The 20303-nt window shown below is 72.5% G+C and carries 23 protein-coding genes; 13 read left to right on the top strand and 10 right to left on the bottom strand.

Annotated elements, in window-relative coordinates:
- The 5 genes from ACWDAS_RS13080 to ACWDAS_RS13060 form a co-directional block, all read left to right on the top strand.
- Window positions 1-624 (top strand): flavodoxin-dependent (E)-4-hydroxy-3-methylbut-2-enyl-diphosphate synthase (locus ACWDAS_RS13080; protein ID WP_450389221.1); only part of this gene is annotated, 624 nt, incomplete at its 5' end.
- 37 nt (window positions 625-661) lie between these two features.
- Window positions 662-2587, top strand: coding sequence for a 1-deoxy-D-xylulose-5-phosphate synthase (dxs, locus tag ACWDAS_RS13075; RefSeq protein ID WP_450389219.1), 1926 nt, complete (start codon window positions 662-664; stop codon window positions 2585-2587).
- Entirely contained in the window at window positions 2568-3971 is a 1404-nt protein-coding gene (locus tag ACWDAS_RS13070; RefSeq protein ID WP_450389218.1) for an aspartate aminotransferase family protein, read from the top strand. Before dxs ends, ACWDAS_RS13070 begins: the two co-directional genes overlap by 20 nt.
- Before the next feature lie 81 nt (window positions 3972-4052).
- Complete coding sequence (locus ACWDAS_RS13065) at window positions 4053-4667, top strand: helix-turn-helix domain-containing protein (RefSeq protein WP_450389216.1); 615 nt, start codon at window positions 4053-4055, stop codon at window positions 4665-4667.
- Between the two features lie 14 nt (window positions 4668-4681).
- Window positions 4682-4807: a DUF6126 family protein gene (locus ACWDAS_RS13060; RefSeq protein WP_450389214.1), complete on the top strand. Its 126-nt coding sequence runs from the start codon at window positions 4682-4684 to the stop codon at window positions 4805-4807.
- A 75-nt stretch (window positions 4808-4882) separates the two neighbouring features.
- Here ACWDAS_RS13060 and ACWDAS_RS13055 read toward each other — a convergent pair whose 3' ends face one another.
- Window positions 4883-5716, bottom strand: coding sequence for a tyrosine-protein phosphatase (locus tag ACWDAS_RS13055; protein WP_450389212.1), 834 nt, complete (start codon window positions 5714-5716; stop codon window positions 4883-4885).
- 288 nt (window positions 5717-6004) lie between these two features.
- Between ACWDAS_RS13055 and ACWDAS_RS13050 the strand changes: the two genes are divergently transcribed.
- Window positions 6005-6796, top strand: coding sequence for an SGNH/GDSL hydrolase family protein (locus tag ACWDAS_RS13050; protein WP_450389211.1), 792 nt, complete (start codon window positions 6005-6007; stop codon window positions 6794-6796).
- Between the two features lie 80 nt (window positions 6797-6876).
- On the opposite strand, the gene ACWDAS_RS13045 is transcribed toward ACWDAS_RS13050, so the two are convergent.
- Window positions 6877-7257 (bottom strand): ATP-binding protein, encoded by a 381-nt coding sequence (locus ACWDAS_RS13045; protein ID WP_450389209.1) that lies wholly within the window; start codon window positions 7255-7257, stop codon window positions 6877-6879.
- A 218-nt stretch (window positions 7258-7475) separates the two neighbouring features.
- Between ACWDAS_RS13045 and ACWDAS_RS13040 the strand changes: the two genes are divergently transcribed.
- The 4 genes from ACWDAS_RS13040 (at window position 7476) to ACWDAS_RS13025 (ending at window position 10338) form a co-directional block, all read left to right on the top strand.
- Window positions 7476-8339: a helix-turn-helix domain-containing protein gene (locus tag ACWDAS_RS13040; RefSeq protein ID WP_450389241.1), complete on the top strand. Its 864-nt coding sequence runs from the start codon at window positions 7476-7478 to the stop codon at window positions 8337-8339.
- Window positions 8336-8578, top strand: a complete 243-nt coding sequence (locus ACWDAS_RS13035; protein ID WP_450389207.1) for a DUF397 domain-containing protein — start codon at window positions 8336-8338, stop codon at window positions 8576-8578. The genes ACWDAS_RS13040 and ACWDAS_RS13035 overlap by 4 nt, the downstream gene beginning before the upstream one ends.
- Before the next feature lie 80 nt (window positions 8579-8658).
- The gene (locus ACWDAS_RS13030; RefSeq protein ID WP_450389205.1) at window positions 8659-9465 is read left to right on the top strand and encodes an SAM-dependent methyltransferase; all 807 of its coding nucleotides are present in this window, start codon (window positions 8659-8661) and stop codon (window positions 9463-9465) included.
- A 63-nt stretch (window positions 9466-9528) separates the two neighbouring features.
- Window positions 9529-10338: an SAM-dependent methyltransferase gene (locus tag ACWDAS_RS13025; protein WP_450389203.1), complete on the top strand. Its 810-nt coding sequence runs from the start codon at window positions 9529-9531 to the stop codon at window positions 10336-10338.
- On the opposite strand, the gene ACWDAS_RS13020 is transcribed toward ACWDAS_RS13025, so the two are convergent.
- From ACWDAS_RS13020 to ACWDAS_RS12995, 6 genes are read right to left on the bottom strand one after another with little or no spacing between them, the layout of a single operon-like run.
- Window positions 10311-11213 (bottom strand): STM4011 family radical SAM protein, encoded by a 903-nt coding sequence (locus ACWDAS_RS13020; protein WP_450389201.1) that lies wholly within the window; start codon window positions 11211-11213, stop codon window positions 10311-10313. The two genes, ACWDAS_RS13025 and ACWDAS_RS13020, sit on opposite strands and share 28 nt — an antisense overlap.
- Before the next feature lie 11 nt (window positions 11214-11224).
- Window positions 11225-12604, bottom strand: coding sequence for an STM4012 family radical SAM protein (locus ACWDAS_RS13015; protein ID WP_450389199.1), 1380 nt, complete (start codon window positions 12602-12604; stop codon window positions 11225-11227).
- Window positions 12601-13410, bottom strand: a complete 810-nt coding sequence (locus ACWDAS_RS13010) for an STM4013/SEN3800 family hydrolase (protein WP_450389239.1) — start codon at window positions 13408-13410, stop codon at window positions 12601-12603. The genes ACWDAS_RS13015 and ACWDAS_RS13010 overlap by 4 nt, the downstream gene beginning before the upstream one ends.
- A gap of 1 nt (window position 13411) precedes the next feature.
- A complete protein-coding gene (locus ACWDAS_RS13005; protein ID WP_450389197.1) occupies window positions 13412-14569 on the bottom strand; it encodes an STM4014 family protein in 1158 nt (385 codons plus the stop codon).
- Entirely contained in the window at window positions 14550-15515 is a 966-nt protein-coding gene (locus ACWDAS_RS13000; protein WP_450389195.1) for an STM4015 family protein, read from the bottom strand. The genes ACWDAS_RS13005 and ACWDAS_RS13000 overlap by 20 nt, the downstream gene beginning before the upstream one ends.
- A 7-nt stretch (window positions 15516-15522) precedes the next feature.
- Complete coding sequence (locus ACWDAS_RS12995; protein ID WP_450389193.1) at window positions 15523-16479, bottom strand: STM4015 family protein; 957 nt, start codon at window positions 16477-16479, stop codon at window positions 15523-15525.
- A gap of 172 nt (window positions 16480-16651) precedes the next feature.
- Here ACWDAS_RS12995 and ACWDAS_RS12990 point away from each other — a divergent pair, with 172 nt between their 5' ends.
- Together ACWDAS_RS12990 and ACWDAS_RS12985 are read left to right on the top strand one after the other, a co-directional pair.
- Window positions 16652-16978, top strand: a complete 327-nt coding sequence (locus ACWDAS_RS12990) for a hypothetical protein (RefSeq protein WP_450389191.1) — start codon at window positions 16652-16654, stop codon at window positions 16976-16978.
- A 21-nt stretch (window positions 16979-16999) separates the two neighbouring features.
- Window positions 17000-18127 (top strand): DUF6745 domain-containing protein, encoded by a 1128-nt coding sequence (locus tag ACWDAS_RS12985; protein ID WP_450389190.1) that lies wholly within the window; start codon window positions 17000-17002, stop codon window positions 18125-18127.
- On the opposite strand, the gene ACWDAS_RS12980 is transcribed toward ACWDAS_RS12985, so the two are convergent.
- Both ACWDAS_RS12980 and ACWDAS_RS12975 read right to left on the bottom strand, forming a co-directional pair.
- Window positions 18103-19026 (bottom strand): carbohydrate kinase family protein, encoded by a 924-nt coding sequence (locus tag ACWDAS_RS12980; protein WP_450389188.1) that lies wholly within the window; start codon window positions 19024-19026, stop codon window positions 18103-18105. The genes ACWDAS_RS12985 and ACWDAS_RS12980 overlap by 25 nt on opposite strands.
- A 32-nt stretch (window positions 19027-19058) precedes the next feature.
- A complete protein-coding gene (locus ACWDAS_RS12975) occupies window positions 19059-19604 on the bottom strand; it encodes a PadR family transcriptional regulator (protein WP_450389187.1) in 546 nt (181 codons plus the stop codon).
- Between the two features lie 97 nt (window positions 19605-19701).
- Between ACWDAS_RS12975 and ACWDAS_RS12970 the strand changes: the two genes are divergently transcribed.
- Window positions 19702-20271, top strand: a complete 570-nt coding sequence (locus tag ACWDAS_RS12970; RefSeq protein ID WP_450389186.1) for a hypothetical protein — start codon at window positions 19702-19704, stop codon at window positions 20269-20271.
- The last annotated feature ends 32 nt before the right edge of the window (window positions 20272-20303 follow it).

The raw sequence follows: 20303 nt of genomic DNA, 5'->3' as shown, positions 1-20303 counted from the left end.
TTCGAGGAGCACGGTTTCCGGGACATCAAGATCTCGGTGAAGCACAACGACCCGGTGGTGATGGTCAACGCGTACCGTCTGCTGGCGGCGCAGTGCGACTATCCGCTGCACCTGGGGGTGACCGAGGCGGGTCCGGCGTTCCAGGGGACGATCAAGTCGGCGGTGGCGTTCGGTGCGCTGCTGAGCGAGGGGATCGGGGACACGATCCGGGTGTCGTTGTCGGCGCCTCCGGCGGAGGAGGTCAAGGTCGGCATCCAGATCCTGGAGTCGCTGAATCTGCGGCAGCGGCGGCTGGAGATCGTCTCGTGCCCGTCGTGCGGTCGTGCGCAGGTGGATGTGTACAAGCTGGCGGACCAGGTGACGGCGGGTCTTGAGGGCATGGAGGTCCCGCTGCGGGTCGCGGTGATGGGCTGTGTCGTCAACGGTCCCGGTGAGGCGCGTGAGGCGGATCTGGGGGTGGCCTCGGGCAACGGCAAGGGGCAGATCTTCGTCAAGGGCGAGGTCATCAAGACCGTGCCGGAGTCGAAGATCGTGGAGACCCTCATCGAGGAGGCCATGAAGCTCGCCGAGCGCATGCAGGCCGACGGCGTCCCGTCAGGAGAGCCGCAGATCAGTGTGAGCTAAAGCGAAACAATCCCCGGCAGGGGAGCGAGGTGGGAAAGTGTCGCTGCTCGAGAACATCCGTGGTCCGCGCGACCTGAAGGCCCTTCCGCCGGAACGGTTGGGCGAACTCGCCGTGGAGATCCGTGAATTCCTGGTGCAAGCGGTGGCCAGGACCGGGGGGCACCTGGGACCCAATCTGGGCGTGGTCGAGCTGACGATCGCCCTGCACCGGGTCTTCGACTCGCCGGCCGACCGCATCCTGTGGGACACGGGACACCAGTCCTATGTGCACAAGATCCTGACCGGCCGTCAGGACTTCTCCAAGTTGCGCGGCAAGGGGGGCCTGTCCGGCTACCCCTCGCGTGCCGAGTCCGAGCACGACGTCATCGAGAACAGCCACGCCTCCACGGTGCTGGGCTGGGCCGACGGCCTGGCCAAGGCCAACCAGGTGCTCGGCCGGCAGGACCACGTCGTCGCCGTCATCGGGGACGGCGCCCTGACCGGCGGCATGGCCTGGGAGGCGCTGAACAACATCGCCGCCGCCAAGGACCGCCCGCTGATCATCGTTGTCAACGACAACGAGCGCTCCTACGCGCCGACCATCGGCGGCCTCGCCAACCACCTGGCCACCCTGCGCACCACCGACGGCTACGAGCGCTTCCTGGCCTGGGGCAAACAGGTGCTCCAGCAGACGCCCGTGGTCGGCAAACCGCTGTACGAGTCCCTGCACGGTGCGAAGAAGGGCTTCAAGGACGCCTTCGCCCCGCAGGGCATGTTCGAGGACCTGGGCCTGAAGTACGTCGGCCCCATCGACGGCCACGACGTGGGGGCCGTGGAGTCCGCGCTGCGCCGGGCGCGGCGCTTCCACGGCCCGGTCCTCATCCACTGCCTCACCGAGAAGGGCCGGGGCTACGCCTTCGCCGAGCGCGACGAGGCCGACCGCTTCCACGCGGTGGGCGCCATGGACCCGCTGACCTGCGAGCCGCTCACCCCGTCGAGCGGCCCGAAGTGGACCTCGGTCTTCGGCAACGAGATGGTGCGGATCGGCGCGGAGCGGCCGGAGGTCGTGGCCATCACGGCCGCCATGCTCCAGCCGGTGGGGCTGGACAAGTTCGCCAAGGCCTATCCGCGCCGGGTGTACGACGTCGGGATCGCCGAGCAGCACGCGGCGGTATCGGCGGCGGGCCTGGCCACCGGCGGCCTGCACCCGGTGGTCGCCGTGTACGCGACCTTCCTCAACCGCGCCTTCGACCAGGTCCTGATGGACGTCGCGCTCCACAAGTGCGGCGTGACCTTCGTCCTGGACCGGGCGGGCGTCACCGGCGACGACGGCGCCTCCCACAACGGCATGTGGGACATGTCGATCCTCCAGGTCGTCCCGGGCCTGCGGATCGCCGCCCCGCGCGACGCCGACCAGTTGCGCGCCCAGTTGCGCGAGGCGATCGACGTCGACGACGCGCCCACCGTCATCCGCTTCCCCAAGGAGACCGTCGGGGAGGCGCTGCCGGCCATCGACCGCGTCGGCGGCATGGACGTCCTGCACCGCGGCGACCGGGCCGACGTGCTGATGGTCTCCGTCGGCGCCCTCGGCTCGGTCGCCCTGGCCGCCGCCGCCCTGCTGCGCGAACGCGGCGTCGGCGTCACGGTCGTCGACCCCCGGTGGGTCAAGCCGCTCGACGCGGAGCTGCCCGCGCTCGCCGCCCGGCACCGCATGGTCGCCGTCATCGAGGACAACGGCCGTGCCGGTGGCGTCGGTTCGGCCGTGGCGCAGGCCCTGCGGGATGCGGACACCGATGTGCCGGTCCGTGACTTCGGCATCCCGCAGCAGTTCCTGGCGCACGCCAAGCGCGGCGAGCTGCTGGCGGACATCGGGCTCACCCCCGCCGAGATCGCCGGCCGGATCGGGGCCACCCTGACCCGTATCGCGGCGAACGAGCAGCATCCGAACGAGAGGCACGTGAGCGATGACACCGCCCGATCCTGAGCCCAAGGGATTCGACCTGGTGAGACTGCTGGCCGAGCGCGGAGCCGAGCGCTACGACCTGCACGCCAGGTACCTCAACCACCAGCTGCCGCGCATGCTGCACACCATCGGCTTCGACAAGGTCTACGAGCGGGCCGAGGGCGCGTACTTCTGGGACGACGAGGGCCGGGACCACCTCGACATGCTCGCCGGCTTCGGGGTGATGGCCCTGGGCCGTCACCACCCCGTGGTCCGCAAGGCGCTGCACGACGTCCTGGACGCCGGGCTCGCGGACCTCACCCGCTTCGACTGCCAGCCGCTGCCCGGGCTGCTCGCCGAGAAGCTGCTGTCGTACGCGCCGGGCCTGGACCGGGTGTTCTTCGGCAACAGCGGCACCGAGGCGGTCGAGACCGCCCTGAAGTTCGCCCGTTACGCCACCGGCAAGCCGCGCGTGCTCTACTGCGACCACGCCTTCCACGGGCTGACCACGGGCTCGCTGTCGGTCAACGGCGAGGGCGGGTTTCGCGAGGGGTTCGACCCCCTGCTCCCCGACACGGCCGTGGAGCTGGGCGATCTCGGCGCCCTGGAGCGGGAGTTGGCCAAGGGTGACGTCGCCGCCCTGATCGTCGAGCCGATCCAGGGCAAGGGCGTCCACGCCGCGCCGCCAGGTTATCTGCGGGCGGCGCAGGAGCTGCTGCACCGCCACAAGGCGCTGCTCATCGCCGACGAGGTGCAGACCGGCATCGGCCGCACCGGGGACTTCTTCGCCTACCGGCACGAGGAGGGCGTCGAACCGGACCTGGTCTGCGTCGCCAAGGCCCTGTCGGGCGGCTACGTGCCGGTGGGCGCCACCCTCGGCAAGGACTGGATCTTCAAGAAGGTCTTCTCGTCCATGGACCGGGTGCTGGTGCACTCCGCGAGCTTCGGCTCGAACGCCCAGGCCATGGCGGCGGGGCTGGCCACGCTCGCGGTGATGGAGGACGAGAAGGTCGTCGCCAACGCCCGGGCCACCGGTGACCTGCTGCGCACCCGGCTCGCCGCGCTCGTCGACCGCTACGAGCTGCTGCACGAGGTCCGCGGCCGCGGACTCATGATCGGCATCGAGTTCGGCCGTCCGAAGTCGCTCGGGCTGCGCAGCCGCTGGACGATGCTGCAGGCCGCCCGCAAGGGCCTGTTCGCGCAGATGGTCGTCGTACCGCTGCTCCAGCGGCACCGTATCCTCACCCAGGTCTCCGGGGACCACCTGGAGGTGATCAAGCTGATCCCGCCGCTGATCATCGGTGAGCGGGAGGTGGACCGCTTCGTGGAGGCCTTCACCGCCGTGATGGACGACGCACACGGCGGCGGTGGCCTGGTGTGGGAGTTCGGCCGGACACTGGTGAAGCAGGCGGTCGCCAACCGCTGATCCGCGCCGCCGCCCGTCTGCTGATCTTGCCCCTGAGGCAAATTTTTTGCCTCAGGGGCGAAGCGTGTCTATACCTGAAGTATGACCTCACCATCGGACGACGCGCCCCTGCCGGACGTCGCCCCCCAGCTGCGCGAGCTGCGCCGCAGGGGCGGGCTGACGCTGGAGGCGGCCGCCGCCCGCGCCGGGCTCTCGCCCGCGCACCTGTCCCGGCTGGAGACCGGGCAGCGGCAGCCCTCGCTCCCCATGCTGCTGGCGCTCGCGCGCACCTACGGCACCACCGTCTCCGACCTCCTGGGCGAAACCTCACCGGAACGCGATCCGGTCGTCCGCGGCGGCTCCGTGCTCCCCGCGGAGGTCGGCGGCTGGACGTACCGGCCGGCCGGGAACCCCGGGCGGGCGATGCAGGCACTGCGGCTGCACGTGCCGCCCGGGCCCCAGGACGGGCTGGTCCGTGTCCACCCCGGCGAGGAGTGGCTGTACGTCCTGAAGGGCGAGCTGCGGCTCACCCTCGGCGAGGCCGTGCACCGGCTGGTGCCCGGCGACAGCGCCCACTTCGACTCGCTCACCCCGCACCGCATCGCGGCGGCCTCGCCGGACGGTGTCGATCTGCTGTTCGTCCACACGCTGCTGCGGAGTTCCGTCGCGGAGCTGTGCCTGGGCGACGGCCGTTCCCCGCGCCATCACGGCGCATGACGAGAGGACCTCCCGTGCCCGACAACACCTCCGGCAAGGCCCCCATGGGCTTCAAGGTGCGTACCTTCATCTACCTGGTGGGGGTCCACGTCATCGCCGCGTTCTTCTTCCTGATCTTCCACCTGGCCGGGGCCAAGTAGGGCGCCCGGCGAGCGAGGAAACCGACGGCGCTCGGGCCGGCTCCTTTCGGGCCGGCTCCCTCAGCCGGCTCCGCTTCAGGCCGGCTGCGCGCCGTCCGCGCCGTCCAGGAACAGCTCGCGCAGCCGCTCGCGGCGCTCCGGCGTGAGGGCGAGCCCCTCCTCCAGGTAGCGGTCCACGGAGCCCCAGTGCTCCTCGATGGTGTCGAAGGCGGTCTCCAGGTACTCCTTGCGGGCGTCGAAGAGCGGGCCCAGCAGCTCCATGACCTCGGGGGTGGTGGCCGGCTCCGCCTGGTCGCCGCGCTTGATGCGGTAGCGGCGATGGGCCTCGTTGCTCTTGAGGTAGTCCTCCACGATCGCGCCCCGCTCGACCCCGAGCGCGAGCAGGATGACGGCGATCGAGGTGCCGGCCCGGTCCTTCCCCGCGGCGCAGTGCAGCAGCGCGGGCACCGACTCCTGCTCGGCGAGCAGCTCCAGCATGCGGCGGTGCTCGGCGGTGCGGTCCAGCACGATGCGGCGGTACGCCTCCACCATGCGCGCGGCGGCGCGGCCCTCGCCGAGGATGGCGCGCAGCGCGTCGATGTCGCCGTCGCGGACCGTCGTCCAGAACTCGGCGCCCTGGGCGGGGTCGCTCAGCGGCATGTTCACGTTGCGGACGCCGGGGAGCCGGACGTCCGGGCCCTCCAGCTTCATGTCGGAGGCGTTGCGGAAGTCGAAGACCGTGTGCAGCCCGAGCTCGGAGAGGAACGCGGCGTCCTCCTCGGTCGCGTGCGCGAGGTGCCCGCTGCGGAAGAGCCGCCCGTACCGGACCCGGCGGCCGTCGGCCGTCGGGAGGCCGCCCACGTCGCGGAAGTTGCGCACCCCGGTCAGCTCGGGTTCGGACGGGGCGGTCTGCGGCGTCTGCTCGGTCACCGGCGCTCCTTCGCTCACGGGGCCGGGCGGTGCGGGTCACCGGCGGCCGGACCGTTCCCGACCTTACGGCAACGGGGGCAGCGCCCGTACCGCACGGTATGTGATTTCGGGAGCACCGCCGTCCGCGGCCGCCGGTGGGCGAGCCCGGTGCCGTCCGGTACGCGTGCGGCGACCCGGACGCCGCCGTATTCCGCGTCCGGCGAATCCGGGCGGGTGGGATACATCACCCCCCGTCAACCCCTGGTTACGGTGGCGTAGGCCACTTGAGGAGGTGAAGTATGTGCTGACGTGCCAGACGATTCGAAAAGAAACAACAGTGACGCCATCGGGTCGTACACAGCCGTGGGGGACAGCTTCACGGAGGGTGTAGGGGACCCGGGTCCCGACGGAACGTTCATCGGCTGGGCCGACCGGCTGGCGGTCCTCCTCTCCGACCGCCGCCCCGAGCACGACTTCCGGTACGCGAACCTGGCAGTGCGCGGCCGCCTCCTCGACCAGATCGTCGAGGAGCAGGTGCCGCGGGCCGTCGAACTCGCGCCCGACCTCGTGACCTTCTGCGCGGGCGGCAACGACATCCTGCGCCCCGGCAGCGACCCCGACGACGTCGCCGAGCGCTATGAGGCCGCGGTCGCCCGCCTCACCGCCACCGTCGGCACCGTGGTGCTGTGCACGGGTTTCGACACCCGCGGTATCCCGGTACTGCGGCATCTGCGCGGCAAGATCGCCACGTACACGGCCCACGTGCGCGCCATCGCCGACCGGTACGACACTCCCGTGCTGGACCTGTGGTCACTGCGCTCCGTCCAGGACCGCCGGGCCTGGGACGCCGACCGCCTCCACCTGTCGCCCGAGGGGCACACCCGTGTCGCCCTGCGCGCCGCGCAGGTGCTGGGCCTGGAGGTGCCGGCCGACCCCGACCAGGCGTGGCCGCCGGAGCCCTTCCGCGCGCCCGCCGAGATCCGGCGGGACAACATCCAGTGGGCGCGCGAGTACCTCGTGCCCTGGATCGGCCGGCGGCTGCGCGGGGAGTCCTCCGGCGACAACGTCGAGCCCAAGCGCCCGGACCTGCTGCCGCTCTAGGCCGGACCTGCTTCTCCTCTACGTCGGGCCCGCTGCCGCTCCGGCCGGGCCCGGGCGGAGCGCGCCGGGGCGTGCGTTCCTCACAAGGACGACGTCCCGGCCGTGAGTTCGGCCCACACGACACGGCCGCGACCGTCGTCGGTGGGCCGGACTCCCCATGCCTGCGAGAGCGCGCCCACCAGCAGCAGACCGCGTCCGCCCTCCTCGTCGAGGCCCGCCGCGCGCGGCCGGGGCGCGGTCGGCGCGCGCCCCTGGTCGCTGATCTCCAGGCGCAGCCGGTCGCCGTCGAACCGCAGTCCGCAGGTGATGAAGGCACTGCCGGTGTGCATGACGGCATTGGTGAAGAGCTCGGAAACGATCATCTCGGCGTCGTCGCGGAGCCCTTCGTCCGCCTCCCACTCCCTCAGTCGTGCCCGCACGCGATGGCGTGCGTCGGCGACCGAGGACCCGAGGGCGGGCAAACGGAAAAGGTCCTGGCAGCGACGGGCGTCGAGGTCGCCACGGCGCTCTAACCGCAGAGCGTCTGGTGAGGAGGCCACGTCGCTAACTATGCGGTCCCGTTCGAACTGTTGGCAAGATGCGATCTGTAATTTACAGAACGGCTGTCGCGCACTGTCGGTTTTCGTTGACGGCATGACACACTGCTTGCGGCAGAAGGGAGTTGGGGGAATTGGTCGTGATGGAAGCGCGGGCGTCCGGTGCTCCCACCGTCCTCCGGGTGGTGCTCGGCAAGCGGCTCCAGGACCTGCGCGAGAAGGCCGGGTTCACCTTCGAGGACGCCGGCCGGGCGCTGGACGTCACCCACGCCACCATCCGCCGGATGGAGAAGGCCGAGGTCGGCCTGAAGATCCCCTACGTCGAGAAGCTGCTGCGCACCTACGGCGTCACCGACCCGGCGGACATCGAGGCGTTCCTCTCGCTCGCCAGGGAGGCCAACCGCCCCGGCTGGTGGCATCGCTACCGCGACGTCCTGCCCGACTGGTTCAGCGCCTTCGTGAGCCTGGAGGGCGAGGCCGGCGTCATCCGCGCCTACGAGCCGCACTACGTCCCCGGACTGCTGCAGACCGAGGACTACGCGCGCGAGGTGCTGCGGGCGGGCAATCCGCGCGCCGGTGAGGCGGAGATCGAACGCGGGGTCTCGCTGCGCATGGAACGCCAGGCCCTGCTCACCCGGGACAACGCGCCGCTGGTCTGGATCGTCCTCGACGAAACGGTTCTGCGAAGACCCATCGGCCGGCCGGCGGTCATGCGCGCCCAGATCGCCAAGCTCATCGAGAGCTGCGCCCTGCCCAACGTGCGCCTGCAGATAATGCCGTTCACGGCCGGACCCCATCCCGCCATGTACGGGCCCTTCCACATCTTCCGGTTCCAGACGCACGACCTGCCGGACGTCGTCTACTCCGAAAGCCTGGTCGGCGCCGTCTACTTCGACGACCGAGACGATGTCTCGACCTTCCTTGAGGCCCTGGACCGGATGTGCGCACAAGCCGCGCCCACCCGGAGCACCGAGCAGATCCTCGGTGCCATCCACAAGGAGACATGACCATGAAGCGGATCCACAACGGCATGCCCGCCCGGGAACTCGCCCGCGAGGGCTGGTGCAAGCCGTGGAGCGGGGGCAACGGCGGCTCGTGCGTCGAGGCCCTCGAAATGGACGACGGCCGGGTGGCGTTACGCCAGTCCGCGGAGCCCGACGGACCCTGCCTCATCTACACCGGCAACGAGATGATGTCATTCATCGAGGGCGCCAAGGCGGGCCAGGCCGACTTCCTGATGCAATGAACGACCGGACGGGCCGCCGCACCACGAACCGCACCGACCTGGACCCACAAGGGCCACCGGAATCCGAACGGAGCAGGGCGTTGACCGACAAGGGCTTCCCCGCGGACGAGATCGACACCAGCCGGCCCCACCCGGCCCGGATGTACGACTACTACCTCGGCGGCAAGGACAACTACGAGGCCGACCGGGAAGCGGCCGAGATGGTCATCCGCATGACCCCCGACGCCCGCCCCAGCGCCCGCGCCAACCGGGACTTCATGCAGCGCGCCGTGCGCTACGCGGCCGAACAGGGGATCCGGCAGTTCATCGACATCGGCACAGGCATCCCCACCTCGCCCAACACCCACGAGGTGGCCCGCTCCGTCGTTCCCGAGGCCCGGGTCGCCTACGTCGACAACGACCCCATCGTCGCCGCCCACGCCGGTGCCCGGCTGACCAACACCGGCAACGCCGGATTCTTCCTCGGCGACGTCCGCGAGCCCGAGACCATCCTCGAGCACGCCACGATCCGGGACCTGATCGACTTCGACGAGCCGGTCGCGCTGATGCTCGTGGCGCTCCTGCACTTCGTCCGTGACGAGGAGGACCCGGCCGGGATCGTGCGCACGCTCGCCAAGAACCTCCCGGCCGGCAGCCACCTGATCCTCAGCCACGGCACGACCGACTTCCACCAGGACGTCGACGCCGACGCCGGCGAGGCCTACAAGAACGCCACCTCCACCCTGAACCTGCGCAGCAAGCCGGAGATCGAGCCCTTCTTCGACGGGTTCTCCCTGGTCGATCCGGGAATCGTGCAGGTCCCGCGGTGGCGCCCGGACTCCCCGCTCCCGCAGGAGGGCGAGCACACACGCGTCGCCTTCTGGGGAGGCGTCGGCCGCAAGGGCTGACGCCCCCCCGCGGGTCGCACCACCGACGCACCAGGACGCACCAGGACGCACCAGGAGCACGACATGACCGACAAGGGCTACGCGCCCGAGGAGATCGACACCACCACGCCGCACCCGGCGCGGATGTACGACTACTACCTCGGCGGCAAGGACAACTACGAAGCCGACCGGCGGGCCGCGCAGCGGCTCGTCGACGCCGTGCCCGACGTCGTGCCGACCGCCCTGGAGAACCGCGCGTTCATGCGGCGCGCCGTGCGCCACGTCGCCGAGCAGGGGATCCGGCAGTTCATCGACATCGGCACCGGGATCCCCACCTCGCCCAACACCCACGAGATCGCCCAGGGGATCGCGCCGGGCACGCGGGTCGCGTACGTGGACAACGACCCCATCGTGTCCACCCACGCGGGAGCCAAGCTCGCGGTCAGCCGGGACACCGGATTCGTGCCGGCCGACGTCCGCGACCCGCGGTCCGTACTCGACCACCCCGTCGTGCGCGAACTCGTCGACTTCGACCGGCCCGTGGCCCTGATGCTGGTGGCGGTGCTCCACTTCGTCCGGGACGACGAGGACCCGTACGGCATCGTGGCCACGCTGCGGGACGCGCTGGCGCCGGGCAGCTTCCTCGTGCTGTCCCATGTGTCCGCGGACTTCCACGGCGGCAGCCCGCTGCCCGAGGTCCAGGAGGCCTACCGCAGGGCCACCGCCACCATGAACGAGCGGCGCAAGGACGGCATCGAGCGCTTCTTCGAGGGCTTCACCATGGTCGAGCCCGGGCTCGTCCAGGTGCCCCTGTGGAAGCCGGACGGTCCGCTGCCGGACGCCGCGGAACTGCGGCGGGTGGGCTGCTACGGGGGCGTCGGCGTCAAGAGCTGAAGCGGCGGTGTCCGCCCGGGCGGCGGCGCGGCGGGGATCCGCTCCAGGACCCCGCCCGCGAACACGTCGTACAACGGAAGCGTCTCCAGGTGGACGTAGCCTATGTGGCAGTCGCAGACGGCCAGCGGGCAGGGGCGGGGGCGCAACGCCGCGCGGTAGGAGCCGTCGTAGAGGTTGCCCAGCTCCTCCCGGACGAAGTGGCAGCGGCGCACCGTGCCGTCGCCGTCCACCGAGATGACGGACTCGCCCGTGCGGCACGGCAGGCCCGCGCTGCGATGCGGATGGCGGCTGTACGGGAAGAGCGGGTCCAGCGCGGTCCACTCCTCCGCCTCGGCGTCGGTGTAGGTGTGACCCTCGGCGGCGTTGACCCACAGGTAGACGTGCTCCGGGAGGTCCGTTCGCAGCCGGCGGGCGTGCTCCAGGTGCTCCGGCAGGCCGACGACACCCACGCTGTGCCGGACACCGCGGTCCGCCAGGTCGCGGCACTTGGCGAGGAAGCGGTCGTAGGGCGTCTGGCCGGGGTGGAAGGTGCACCACAGGGCGAGCGTGTCCGGGTCGGCGTCGCCCACCCAGTCGGTGCGGCAGCTCAGGTTGGTCTGGATGGCCACCCGGCGGATGTGCGGCAGCCGGCTCAGCTCCGCGAGCGTACGGCGGTACCAGGAGCGCACCAGGCCCTCGCCCCACGGGGTGAACAGCAGCGAGAGCCGGTCCTGCGGTTGCCGGTCCCCTCCGGACGCCCACGAGGCGAAGCGCTCCAGGGCGGCGCGGTCGGCGGTCAGCTGCGCACGGCTGTCGCGGCGCTTGGCGAAGGGGCAGTACGGGCAGTCGTAGTCGCACGACGCCAGCGGGCCGCGGTAGAGGATCGTCAGGTCCATGGCGGGCACCCTCACTTGAGCTCGTACGCGGCCATGCGCTCGCGCACCGCGGCGGAGAACAGCTCGGGACCGACCGCGTCGGAGTGGGCCAGGCCCTCGGGCGACAGCCGCAGCAGCTCCGGACCGGCGGACTCGTCCAGCCAGCCGCGGCCGGCGAGGCGTTGCAGTTCGGCGGCGAAGTCCTCCGCGGGGCCGGTGCCGAAACGGGCCCGGTACTCCGCGAGGGGCAGGCCCTCGGCCTGCAGCAGCGACTGCAGCAGATGACGGCGCCGGGACTCCTCGGCGTCCATCGCCCAGCCGAAGTCGGCGTGGCGGAACTCCTCGGTGGAGCGGACCGCGTAGTCGTCGATGATCCCGCGGATGCGGTGCATGTCGACGGCGTAGTCGAAGGAGTAGTGCAGCGTGGAGGTGTACGAGCGGGCACCGCAGCCGAGGCCGACCATGCCGTCGGTCTGGCAGGCGTAGTCCCCGCCGCCCGTGGTGGGCGCGCCGGCCCGGCGGAACATGCGCATCGACACCTGCTCGTAGCCATGGGCCAGCAGATGGTCGCGGCCGTGACGGTAGAGCCGCAGCCGCTGCTCGTCCCACGCGGCCTCGCCGCGCCCGGCCTCGGCGGTGTGCCGGCCGAGGCCGGTGAGCGGGCGGACGTAGAGCGGGTACAGATACAGCTCCTCGGGCCGCCAGGCGAGGGCGGCGTCGAGGGACTCCGTCCACGAGCGCTCGCTCTGGCCGTCGATGCCGTAGATCAGGTCGATGTTGAGGACGGGGATGCCGGCCTCCCGGATGCGGCCGAGCGCCGCCTCGACGTCGGCCCGGCGCTGGGGCCGGACCGCGGCGCGCGCCTCGGCGTCGACGAAGCTCTGCACCCCCAGGCTGAGCCGGGTCGTGCCGCGGGCCGCGAGCACGGAGAGCCGGTCGGCGGTCGCGGTGGCGGGCGAGGCCTCGACGGACAGCGGTATCGCCCGCAGGTCGGCCCCCATGCCGCGCTCCGCGAGATCGCACAGCCGCTCCAGCTCGGCGGCCTCCAGATACGTGGGCGTGCCCCCGCCGAAGGCGGCGTTGGCGAACCGCGCGCCCTCGCCCAGCGCTTCGCGTACCGCGCTCGCCTGGCGCTCCAGCGCGTCGAGGTAGGCGGTCGCCAGGCCGTCGGGGGCCCCGATCCTGGTGAACAGGTTGCAGAAGCCGCAGCGGATCTCGCAGAAGGGGATGTGGAAGTAGAGGGAGAGCGCGTCCTTCGGCTCGTCCGCCCACAGTTCGCGCAGCCGGGCGCGCTCGCGGGGCAGCGCGCGGTAGGCGGTCTTGTGCGGGTACGCGTACACGTAGTGCTGGTACGGGCGCACGGCGGCCGTGGCCGGGGGCGCGGAGGAGTCGGTCACGTCGGTGAGGGTCATCGGGCGGTCCCGTCGAGGAGGAAGTGGGCGTAGGGCACCGTCCACACGACCTCGTGGCCGATGCGGTGGCCGGTGTGGCCGTCCTCGCCGTACGCGGTGCCGTGGTCGGAGCAGACGACGGCCAGGCACGGGCGGCGGCTCGCGGCGGCGGCGAAGAGCCTGCCGATGTGGCGGTCCACGTACTCCAGGGCGGCGGCGTGGGTGGCGCGCGAGTCGCCCGCCTCCCGGGTGGTGCCCGGCAGATGGAACCAGTTGGGCTGGTGCAGCGCCGACACGTTCACGAAGAGGAACAGCCGCCGCTCCGGCGGCAGCCCGGCGACGACCTTCTCGGCGCGGGCGACCTGCGCCTCGAAGGAGGTGGGGGAGGGCACCCCGAACTCCGGCTCCCAGTGGCTCTCCTGGAACAGCCCGGGCAGCACCGAGCCCAGCGGCGCCTGCTTGTTGAAGAAGCCGACACCGCCGATGCACACGGTGCGGTATCCGGCGGCGGCCAGCCCCGACACCAGGTCGGGGGTGTCGTACACGAAGGTGCCGTCCGCGGTGCTCTCGCTGCCCGCGAAACGCGCCGCGAACAGCCGCGGGTGGGGGCCGGGCGCGGCGGGCGTGGGCAGGAAGCCCGCGAAGATCGCCTGGTGGGACGCGTAGGTGAAGCTGCCCGGCGCGTGCCTGCGCTCCCAGCGGCCACCGGGCAGATGGCGGGCCAGGTTGGGGATGCGGCCGGCCGCGGCCAGTTCCTCGGCCACGTCGAAGCGGAGCGTGTCGAGGGTGACCAGCAGGATGTCGTGGCTCCCCACGATCTCGTTCATGTCAAGCGGTGGGGTCATGGAGGTGCTCCTCGTGTCGCGCGCGTTCCATCGCGGCCGGTAGGGCGGCGACCTGTGCGGCGTAGGTGTCCAGGCCCTCGGCGGCGCTGCCGGGCAGGCCGGTCAGCCGGGGCAGCAGATCGCCGAAGGCGTTGACCTCGCCGACGGCGAAGCGGCGCCAGCCGGTGGCGGGGAGGACGTCCACGCCGACGCAGAGCGTGCCGGGGAAGCACGCGGCCGCCCGTTCGGCCGTCGCTAGCACGTCGCCGAAGTCGCCGCCCGCGGCGCGGATCGCCGCGCGGGCGGTGTCCAGGTCGCCGCGGGCGCCGCCGAGGTGCAGATTCGTCATGGGGTGCGGGCTGGTCCGTACGACGGCGTGCGTGGCACGGCCGGCGACGACCACCACCCGCAGATCCGCCGCGTGCCCGCGCTGGGACGCCTTGGGCAGCCAGCGCTCGACATGGAGTCCGTCCGGGGCGAGCGCGTCGACGAGGGCGGCGACCTCGGGCTCGGTGCGGTACTCCCGCACGCGCAGGGAGTTGAACAACCGGCCGTCGGGGGTGGTCTCCACCGAGGTCGTCGCCTTGATCCGGCCGGCACCCGCCATCGCCAGCGCCACCACCCCGGAGGCGGAGGACCCGTGCGCGGGCTTGAGGAACGCGCGGGAGATCCGGGCGGCCCGCAGCCGTTCCCTGAGCTCGGCCCAGTCGCGCACCGGCGGCCCGGCCGGTGACGGCGGCACCGGTACGCCGGCGGCGGCCAGCCGGGCGTGGCAGCGGCGCTTGTCGAACAGGACCGCGATCTCTCCGGGGTCCGCCGACGGCACCGCACCGGCACCGCGGGCCGCCGCCGTCACCTCGCGGACGGCGGCGGTGAAGCGGCGGTACCACAGCGCGGTGCCCTCGACCCGGGCCGGGTCGTCGGCACCCCGCAGCAGCACGTCGACCTCCGCGTCCTCGCCGGGGGAGTCGATGCGCACGAACTCGCCCGGCGCGAAGGTGTACCGCCCGCGCAGCACGTCCCGCCACGCCAGCACACGCGGCGCGGGATGCCCCGCGGCACGGACGGCGTCGGCGAACAGGGCCGTCCTGCGGTTGCCGGGGTTGCCGACGACGGCGATGCGGAGCCCGCCGCCGGTTCGGCTACTCGGAGACGGCGACATAGCGCCACTCCTCCTCCCGCCAGCGATGCGGCGTCTGGCGCTCCGACAGATCCACCTCGGTGCCCGCGGAGCCCAGGGCCGCGCGGAGCCGCTCGGCCACGGCCTCGCCCATGAAGTGGTGGTGCAGGTCGAGCCGCTTGAGATGGGTGAGCGGCTGGCCGCCCAGCAGCGCCTCGGCACCGGTGTCGGTGAGCGTGCCCATGGACAGGCTCAGCGTCTCCAGCTGCGCGACGACCGGCGCGGAGGCGACGGCCGCGGCGATCTCGTCCTGCAACTCGCTGTCCTGCAGGCCGAGGTGGCGCAGCGCGGGGAAGCGGCCGCCGGCCAGGACCGGCGCGAGGTCGGCGACCGTGGCGTCGCCGCCGTACTGCGCCACGCCGAGCCACAGCTCCAGCCACTCCAGCGCGGGCAGCTCGCAGGCGCCGACGGCGCGGACCACGGCGCCCGGCAGCCCGCCTGACTCGAAGCGCAGCACGCGCAGCGCCTCGTGGCGGACCGGGCGGAGCGACAGCGGCTCCTCGCCCAGGCCCTGCGAGTCACCGCCGCGCACGCCGAACTCCTCCAGCAGCGGGAAGCGTTCGAGGACGGGAGTGACGTCGGTCAGCTGAAGCCAGGAGACCTCGCACTCCTCGCCGGTCACGTCGGCGAGGAACAGGGCGCGCAGGGCGGGGAAGCGCTCCGCGTCCGCCAGCACCAGCTCCAGGGCGGGACGCAGGTCGGAGTACTCGTCGTCCCACCAGGGCCCGAGGACCAGGGCGCGCACCCGGGTGGTGTCCACCGCTCCGGTGAAGTGGTGCCACAGCTCGGGGAAGGGCATCTCGCCGGCCTCGTAGCAGTCCAGCCGCCAGGCCACGGCGCCGGGCTCGGGCAGCGCGGCCGTGCCGGGCCCGGGCAGCGTGTGCACGGGCAGCCCGTGGAAGGTCTCCAGATGTTGTGCGACGGTCATGACGGCCTCACTCCGCGACGGCGGTGTAGCGGTGGATCTCGCCGTCCCACTCGTCCTCGCCACCGGGCTCGGAGAGGTCGACCTCCACGCCCGAGGGCTCGAGGGCGGCCCTCACCCGCTCGGCGACCGGTTCGGTGACGAAGTTGTGGTGGAGGTCGAGCCAGCTGAGGTGGGTCAGCGGCTGGCCCGCGAGCAGCGCGGCGACGCCCTCGTCGGTGAGCACGCCCAGCGACAGGTCGAGCGAGGCGAGCTGGGCCACGACGGGGGCCGCGGCCACGGCGGCGGCGATCTCGTCCTGGATCTCGCTGTTGCGCAGGCCGAGGTGGCGCAGCGCGGGGAAGCGGCCGCCGGCCAGGACCGGCGCGAGGTCGGCGACCGTGGCGTTCCCGCCGTACTCCTCCACGCCGAGCCACAGCTCCAGGTACTCCAGCGCGGGGAGTTCGCTGGCGGCGACACCGCGGACGACCTCGCCGGGCAGGCCGCCGGCCTCGAAGCAGAGCGTGCGCAGCCGCTGATGGCGGACCGCCGGGAAGCGCAGCCCCGTGCCGCCGCGGACGCCGAACTCCTCCAGGCGCGGGTAGGCGTCCAGCACCGGTGTCACGTTGGACTGCTCGATCCAGGAGATCTCGGCCTCCTCCATCTCCAGGTCGCCGATGAACACGGCCTCCAGCGCGGTCAGCCGCTCCCGCGCGTCGACGAGACGGCTCACGACGGCCCCGGAGTCGTTGTCGTACGGCTCACCCCACTGGCCCACGACCAGGGCCCGGACCCCGGCGGGGTCGACCGTCTCCAGGAAGCGGTCCCAGATCTCCGCGAAGGTCTCCTTCGCGTCGTCCTGCCAGGGGTTGACGGAGAGCCGCCAGGCCACCGCGCCGGCCGCCGGCAGCTCCTGCCGCGCGCCGGGCGCGGGGAAGTCGAAGGCGGGCAGGCCGTGCAGTTCCTGCAGATGTTCGACGTGGGACATCGTGGTCTCCCGGGGTGGACGGACGCGGTGCTCTGCTCGCGAAGAGTTCTACCAAGCCGATCCGACAGCGCCTGCCGCGGGCTGTGCACAGGCGGTCCGGAGGCGTTGTCACACCCCCCGCGTAGCGTCGTGGACATCGGGTCGGCGGGTGCCGACGGGAAGGGAGACACGCATGTACCGGCAGGGGGACGTCCTGATCGTGCCCGTCCCGGAGGCGGCCGTGCCGCCGGGCACGGACCGGCTGCCGCGGCAGCCGAGGGACGCGCGCGGGAGGCTGGTGCTGGCGCTCGGCGAGGTCACCGGGCACGCCCACGCGGTGGTCGGGCCGGGGACGCTGGTGCGGGAGGCCGGGCCGTTCGGGGCCGCGTACCTCCATCTCCCGGACGGCGGGCGGGTGGTGCACGAGGAGCATGCCGCGATACCGCTGCCGAAGGGCTGGTACCGGGTGGTGCGGCAGCGCGAGTACGTGCCCGGCGCGGTGCGCGTCGTGGCGGACTGACGAGGGCGGGGGAGCGGAGCGATGGCGACGGTGGCGGACGTGACGTCGACGGAGACGGCGTTGACGGAGGCGGCGTTGACGGGGACGGTCTCGACGGGGACGCGCGACACGGCGGCGGGCGATACGGCGGCGAGCGACGCGACGGCGGTGTGGCGCGAGATCGTGGCGGCGACCGGACCGGCGGACCGGGCGGCGGCGGAGGAAGGGGTGCGCCTGGCCTACCGGCTGGCGGGGCTGCCCGAGCCGGAGCGGATCGTGTGGGCGGGCTCGCCCCGCGAGGCGGCGGCTCTGGCCGTGCGCCTGACGGCGGAGGGCGCGGCGGGGCGCAGCGTTCGCGACGCGGTGCGGACCCGGCCGTGGGCGGCCGCTCGGGAGCGCGTCGCCGACCGGCTCGGACCGGCCGGCTGGGCGGAGCGCTGGGCCCTGACGGGCGCCCAGTTGTGGGACACCACGGTGTTGCTGACGGAGCGGATACGGACCGGTGTGGTCGACACCGCCTCCGGCACGCCCGGCGGCGAGCAGGCCGTGCGCCTCGCGCTGCTCGACGCCGTGCTCGGGCAGCACGACGCGGCGTGGCTGGCCGCCTTCGACGGCCAGGAGGGCACGGAGGCGCTGGCCGGCATAGCCGCGGTCGCCAGGAGCGCCGGATGGTGGTGGCCGTACGAGCGGGCGGCGGTCGTCGCCGAACGGCCCCTGGAGCTGCACCGGGACGAGGCCGGCCGCCTGGACCGGGGGGACGGTCCCGCGCTGCGGTTCCCGGACGGCTTCGCCCTGCACGCCTGGCGGGGCATGCCCGTGCCCGCCGAATTCCTCCACGGGCTGGCCGGCCTGACCCCGCGCCGCATACGCGAGGAGGAGAACGCCGAGCTGCGCCGGGTGATGCTGGAGCACTACGGCTACGAGCGCTATCTGGAGGAGTCCGGGGCCGAGCCCGTGCAGCGGGACGCGGCCGGGGTGCTGTGGCGGATCGAACTGGAGGGGGACGAGCCGCTGGTGATGGTCGAAGTGGTCAACTCGACGCCGGAGCCCGACGGCACCCACCGCACCTACTGGCTGCGGGTGCCGCCGCGGACCCGGAGCGCCCGGGAGGGCGTCGCCTGGACCTTCGGACTGGAGGAGGACGACTACGCGCCGGAAAGGGAGACCTGAGCCGACTCCAGCGTGGCCGCGTCGATGAGGGCGAGATTGCCCTCCGCGGTGCAGGTGTACGCGCCCGCGATGGTGCCGAGGCGGGCGCACAGGTCGAGGTCCAGTCCGCGCATCCGCCCGTGGAGGAAGCCGCAGAGGAAGGCGTCACCCGCGCCGTTGGAGTCGACGACCGGGGCGTGCGGGACGGTGGCCGGGATGTGCCGGGGCGTGCTGCCCCCGTCGCGCGCGAGCAGATAGGCGCCGCCCGCGCCCGCGGTGGCGATCACGGCCTGGGCGCGGCCGTCGCGCAGGATCCCGCGCATGACGTCCGCGATGCGCTCGCCCGCTCCTGCCGCGCTGAGGAAGACAAGGTCGGAGCGGCGGGCGAACTCCCGCTGGTGCTCGGCCAGCCCGTCCCAGTCGTGCAGGTCGGTCGAGACGGGCAGGCCCAGCTCCTCGATGTCGTCGTAGAGGAAGCGCGTGAAGTGCGAGATCGACAGGTGCACATGCCGGGCCCGGCGCAGGTGCGGCAGGTAGAACTCGCGCGGCATCCGCAGGTCCGCCGGGTCGCGTCCGTCGTAGAAGGACATGCGGCGGCCCGTGGCGTCCACGAGGTTGACCGCCCGCCGGGTGCCGGCGGGGGAGATCAGCGGCTCGAAGTCGACGTCGCCCTTGGCCAGGCGTTCCCTGACCATGGCGCCGATCCAGTCCTCCCCGACGAAGTCGAGGAACTTCACGTCCATGCCGAGCGCGCGGCAGCCCAACGCCACGTTGCCCCCGGTCTGGCCGGGCCACTCCCGGACCGGCTCCACCCCGAGGGAGTCCACGAGCGGTACGGGCAGGCTGTCCACCCGCACCACGGTGTCCACTCCGGAACCGCCCACGACGAGGATGTCGTACGGCGACTCTTCTGTGGTCATGCGCACCTCCAGTACACCACCCCGGCGCCATGCTACGGGCGCTCGGCGCCCTCCGGCTCCCGATCGCGGATGTGTTCGGCCGCCCACGCGGCCCACTCCTGCTGCATCCGGGTGAAGCGAAGCCCCCACTCCAGGGTCAGCCGGCCGTAGAAGGCGAGGTCACCGCCGGTGTCCCAGTCGACCGAGCGCTCGAGCTCCAGCAGTCCCTCGTGGCGCTCCGCGGCCAGGGCCCCCTCGCGCTCCACATAGGCCCGGGCCCGCTCCTGGTCGACCTGGTTGAGGAAGAAGACCCGCAGCAGCGCGTCGCTGCGCCGGTTGCGCTGCGGCTCGACCTCGGTCAGCCAGTGAAGCAGCTCCTGGCGGCCCGCCTCGGTGAGCGCGTACTCCTTGCGTCCGCGCGGCCCCTCGGCGGCGACGGTCACCAGTCCGGCCTCGGCGAGCCGGTTCAGCTCCGTGTAGAGCTGGCTCTGGGTGGCGGGCCAGACGTTGGCCAGGGACGTCTGAAACGTTCTGAGCAGGTCGTATCCGCTCGCCGGATGATCGGCGAGGAGTCCCAGGACGGCGTGGCGAAGGCTCATGACCCGCATCCTAACATTCCACTGTTGACATGTCGCGAGTGGAGCTTCTAGCTTTGACATGTCAGAGATGGAATGTCGAGGGGAGCGGGGTCCGGTCATGGGGTACCTCCGCAGTTTTCTTCCGTGGATCGCCTTCGCGGTCGTCGCCACCGAGATCGACTGGCGCTTCGGGGCGCTGGCCGGCCTCCTGCTGTCGATCGGGCTGGTCGTGCTGGACCGCCGAGCGGGCCGCTCGCCGGACCAGATGGTCATCGAGCTCAGCTCCGGGGTGTTCTTCGCCCTGCTGGCGGCGCTGGCCTTCGCCGCCCCGGACTCGCCGCTCGAGCCCTACAACACGGCGCTCTCCCTCGGCTGGCTCGCCCTCACCGCCTGGGGCTCGCTGGCCGTCCGCCGGCCCTTCACCCTGGGCATCGCCAAGACCATGGTGCCGCCGGAGGTCTGGGGAAACCGGGTCTTCCTCCGCACCAACGTGATCATCACAGCGGTCTGGGCGGTGTCCTTCACCGTCAACGCCGCTCTCCTGGCCGTCCTGCTCGCCGCCGCCCCGCACGCGCTCGCCGCGATCATCGCCGTCAAGGTCTGCGGGTTCGCCGTCCCGGCGGTCTTCACCGTGCGCTACAGCCGTGCCGTGGCCGCCCGCCGGCAGGCCGCGGCCGTCTCCGCCTGACCGCCGCGGGCGGCGCAGAGCCGGAAGGAGAC

Source organism: Streptomyces sp. NPDC001070 (genome assembly GCF_053598835.1).
The sequence above is the reverse complement of the archived record's forward strand: the minus strand, read 5'-3'. Positions and strand labels throughout refer to the sequence as shown.

Coding starts and splice junctions, on each gene's coding strand:
- ACWDAS_RS13020 (WP_450389201.1), bottom strand. CDS start 11,213: ATGGACCTGACGATCCTCTACCGCGGCCCGCTGGCGTCGTGCGACTAC.
- ACWDAS_RS13070 (WP_450389218.1), top strand. CDS start 2,568: ATGACACCGCCCGATCCTGAGCCCAAGGGATTCGACCTGGTGAGACTG.
- ACWDAS_RS13065 (WP_450389216.1), top strand. CDS start 4,053: ATGACCTCACCATCGGACGACGCGCCCCTGCCGGACGTCGCCCCCCAG.
- ACWDAS_RS12970 (WP_450389186.1), top strand. CDS start 19,702: ATGGGGTACCTCCGCAGTTTTCTTCCGTGGATCGCCTTCGCGGTCGTC.
- ACWDAS_RS13005 (WP_450389197.1), bottom strand. CDS start 14,569: ATGTCGCCGTCTCCGAGTAGCCGAACCGGCGGCGGGCTCCGCATCGCC.
- ACWDAS_RS13040 (WP_450389241.1), top strand. CDS start 7,476: ATGGAAGCGCGGGCGTCCGGTGCTCCCACCGTCCTCCGGGTGGTGCTC.
- ACWDAS_RS12990 (WP_450389191.1), top strand. CDS start 16,652: ATGTACCGGCAGGGGGACGTCCTGATCGTGCCCGTCCCGGAGGCGGCC.
- ACWDAS_RS13035 (WP_450389207.1), top strand. CDS start 8,336: ATGACCATGAAGCGGATCCACAACGGCATGCCCGCCCGGGAACTCGCC.
- ACWDAS_RS12980 (WP_450389188.1), bottom strand. CDS start 19,026: ATGACCACAGAAGAGTCGCCGTACGACATCCTCGTCGTGGGCGGTTCC.
- ACWDAS_RS12985 (WP_450389190.1), top strand. CDS start 17,000: ATGGCGACGGTGGCGGACGTGACGTCGACGGAGACGGCGTTGACGGAG.
- ACWDAS_RS13000 (WP_450389195.1), bottom strand. CDS start 15,515: ATGACCGTCGCACAACATCTGGAGACCTTCCACGGGCTGCCCGTGCAC.
- ACWDAS_RS13015 (WP_450389199.1), bottom strand. CDS start 12,604: ATGACCCTCACCGACGTGACCGACTCCTCCGCGCCCCCGGCCACGGCC.
- ACWDAS_RS12995 (WP_450389193.1), bottom strand. CDS start 16,479: ATGTCCCACGTCGAACATCTGCAGGAACTGCACGGCCTGCCCGCCTTC.
- ACWDAS_RS13010 (WP_450389239.1), bottom strand. CDS start 13,410: ATGAACGAGATCGTGGGGAGCCACGACATCCTGCTGGTCACCCTCGAC.
- ACWDAS_RS12975 (WP_450389187.1), bottom strand. CDS start 19,604: ATGAGCCTTCGCCACGCCGTCCTGGGACTCCTCGCCGATCATCCGGCG.
- ACWDAS_RS13025 (WP_450389203.1), top strand. CDS start 9,529: ATGACCGACAAGGGCTACGCGCCCGAGGAGATCGACACCACCACGCCG.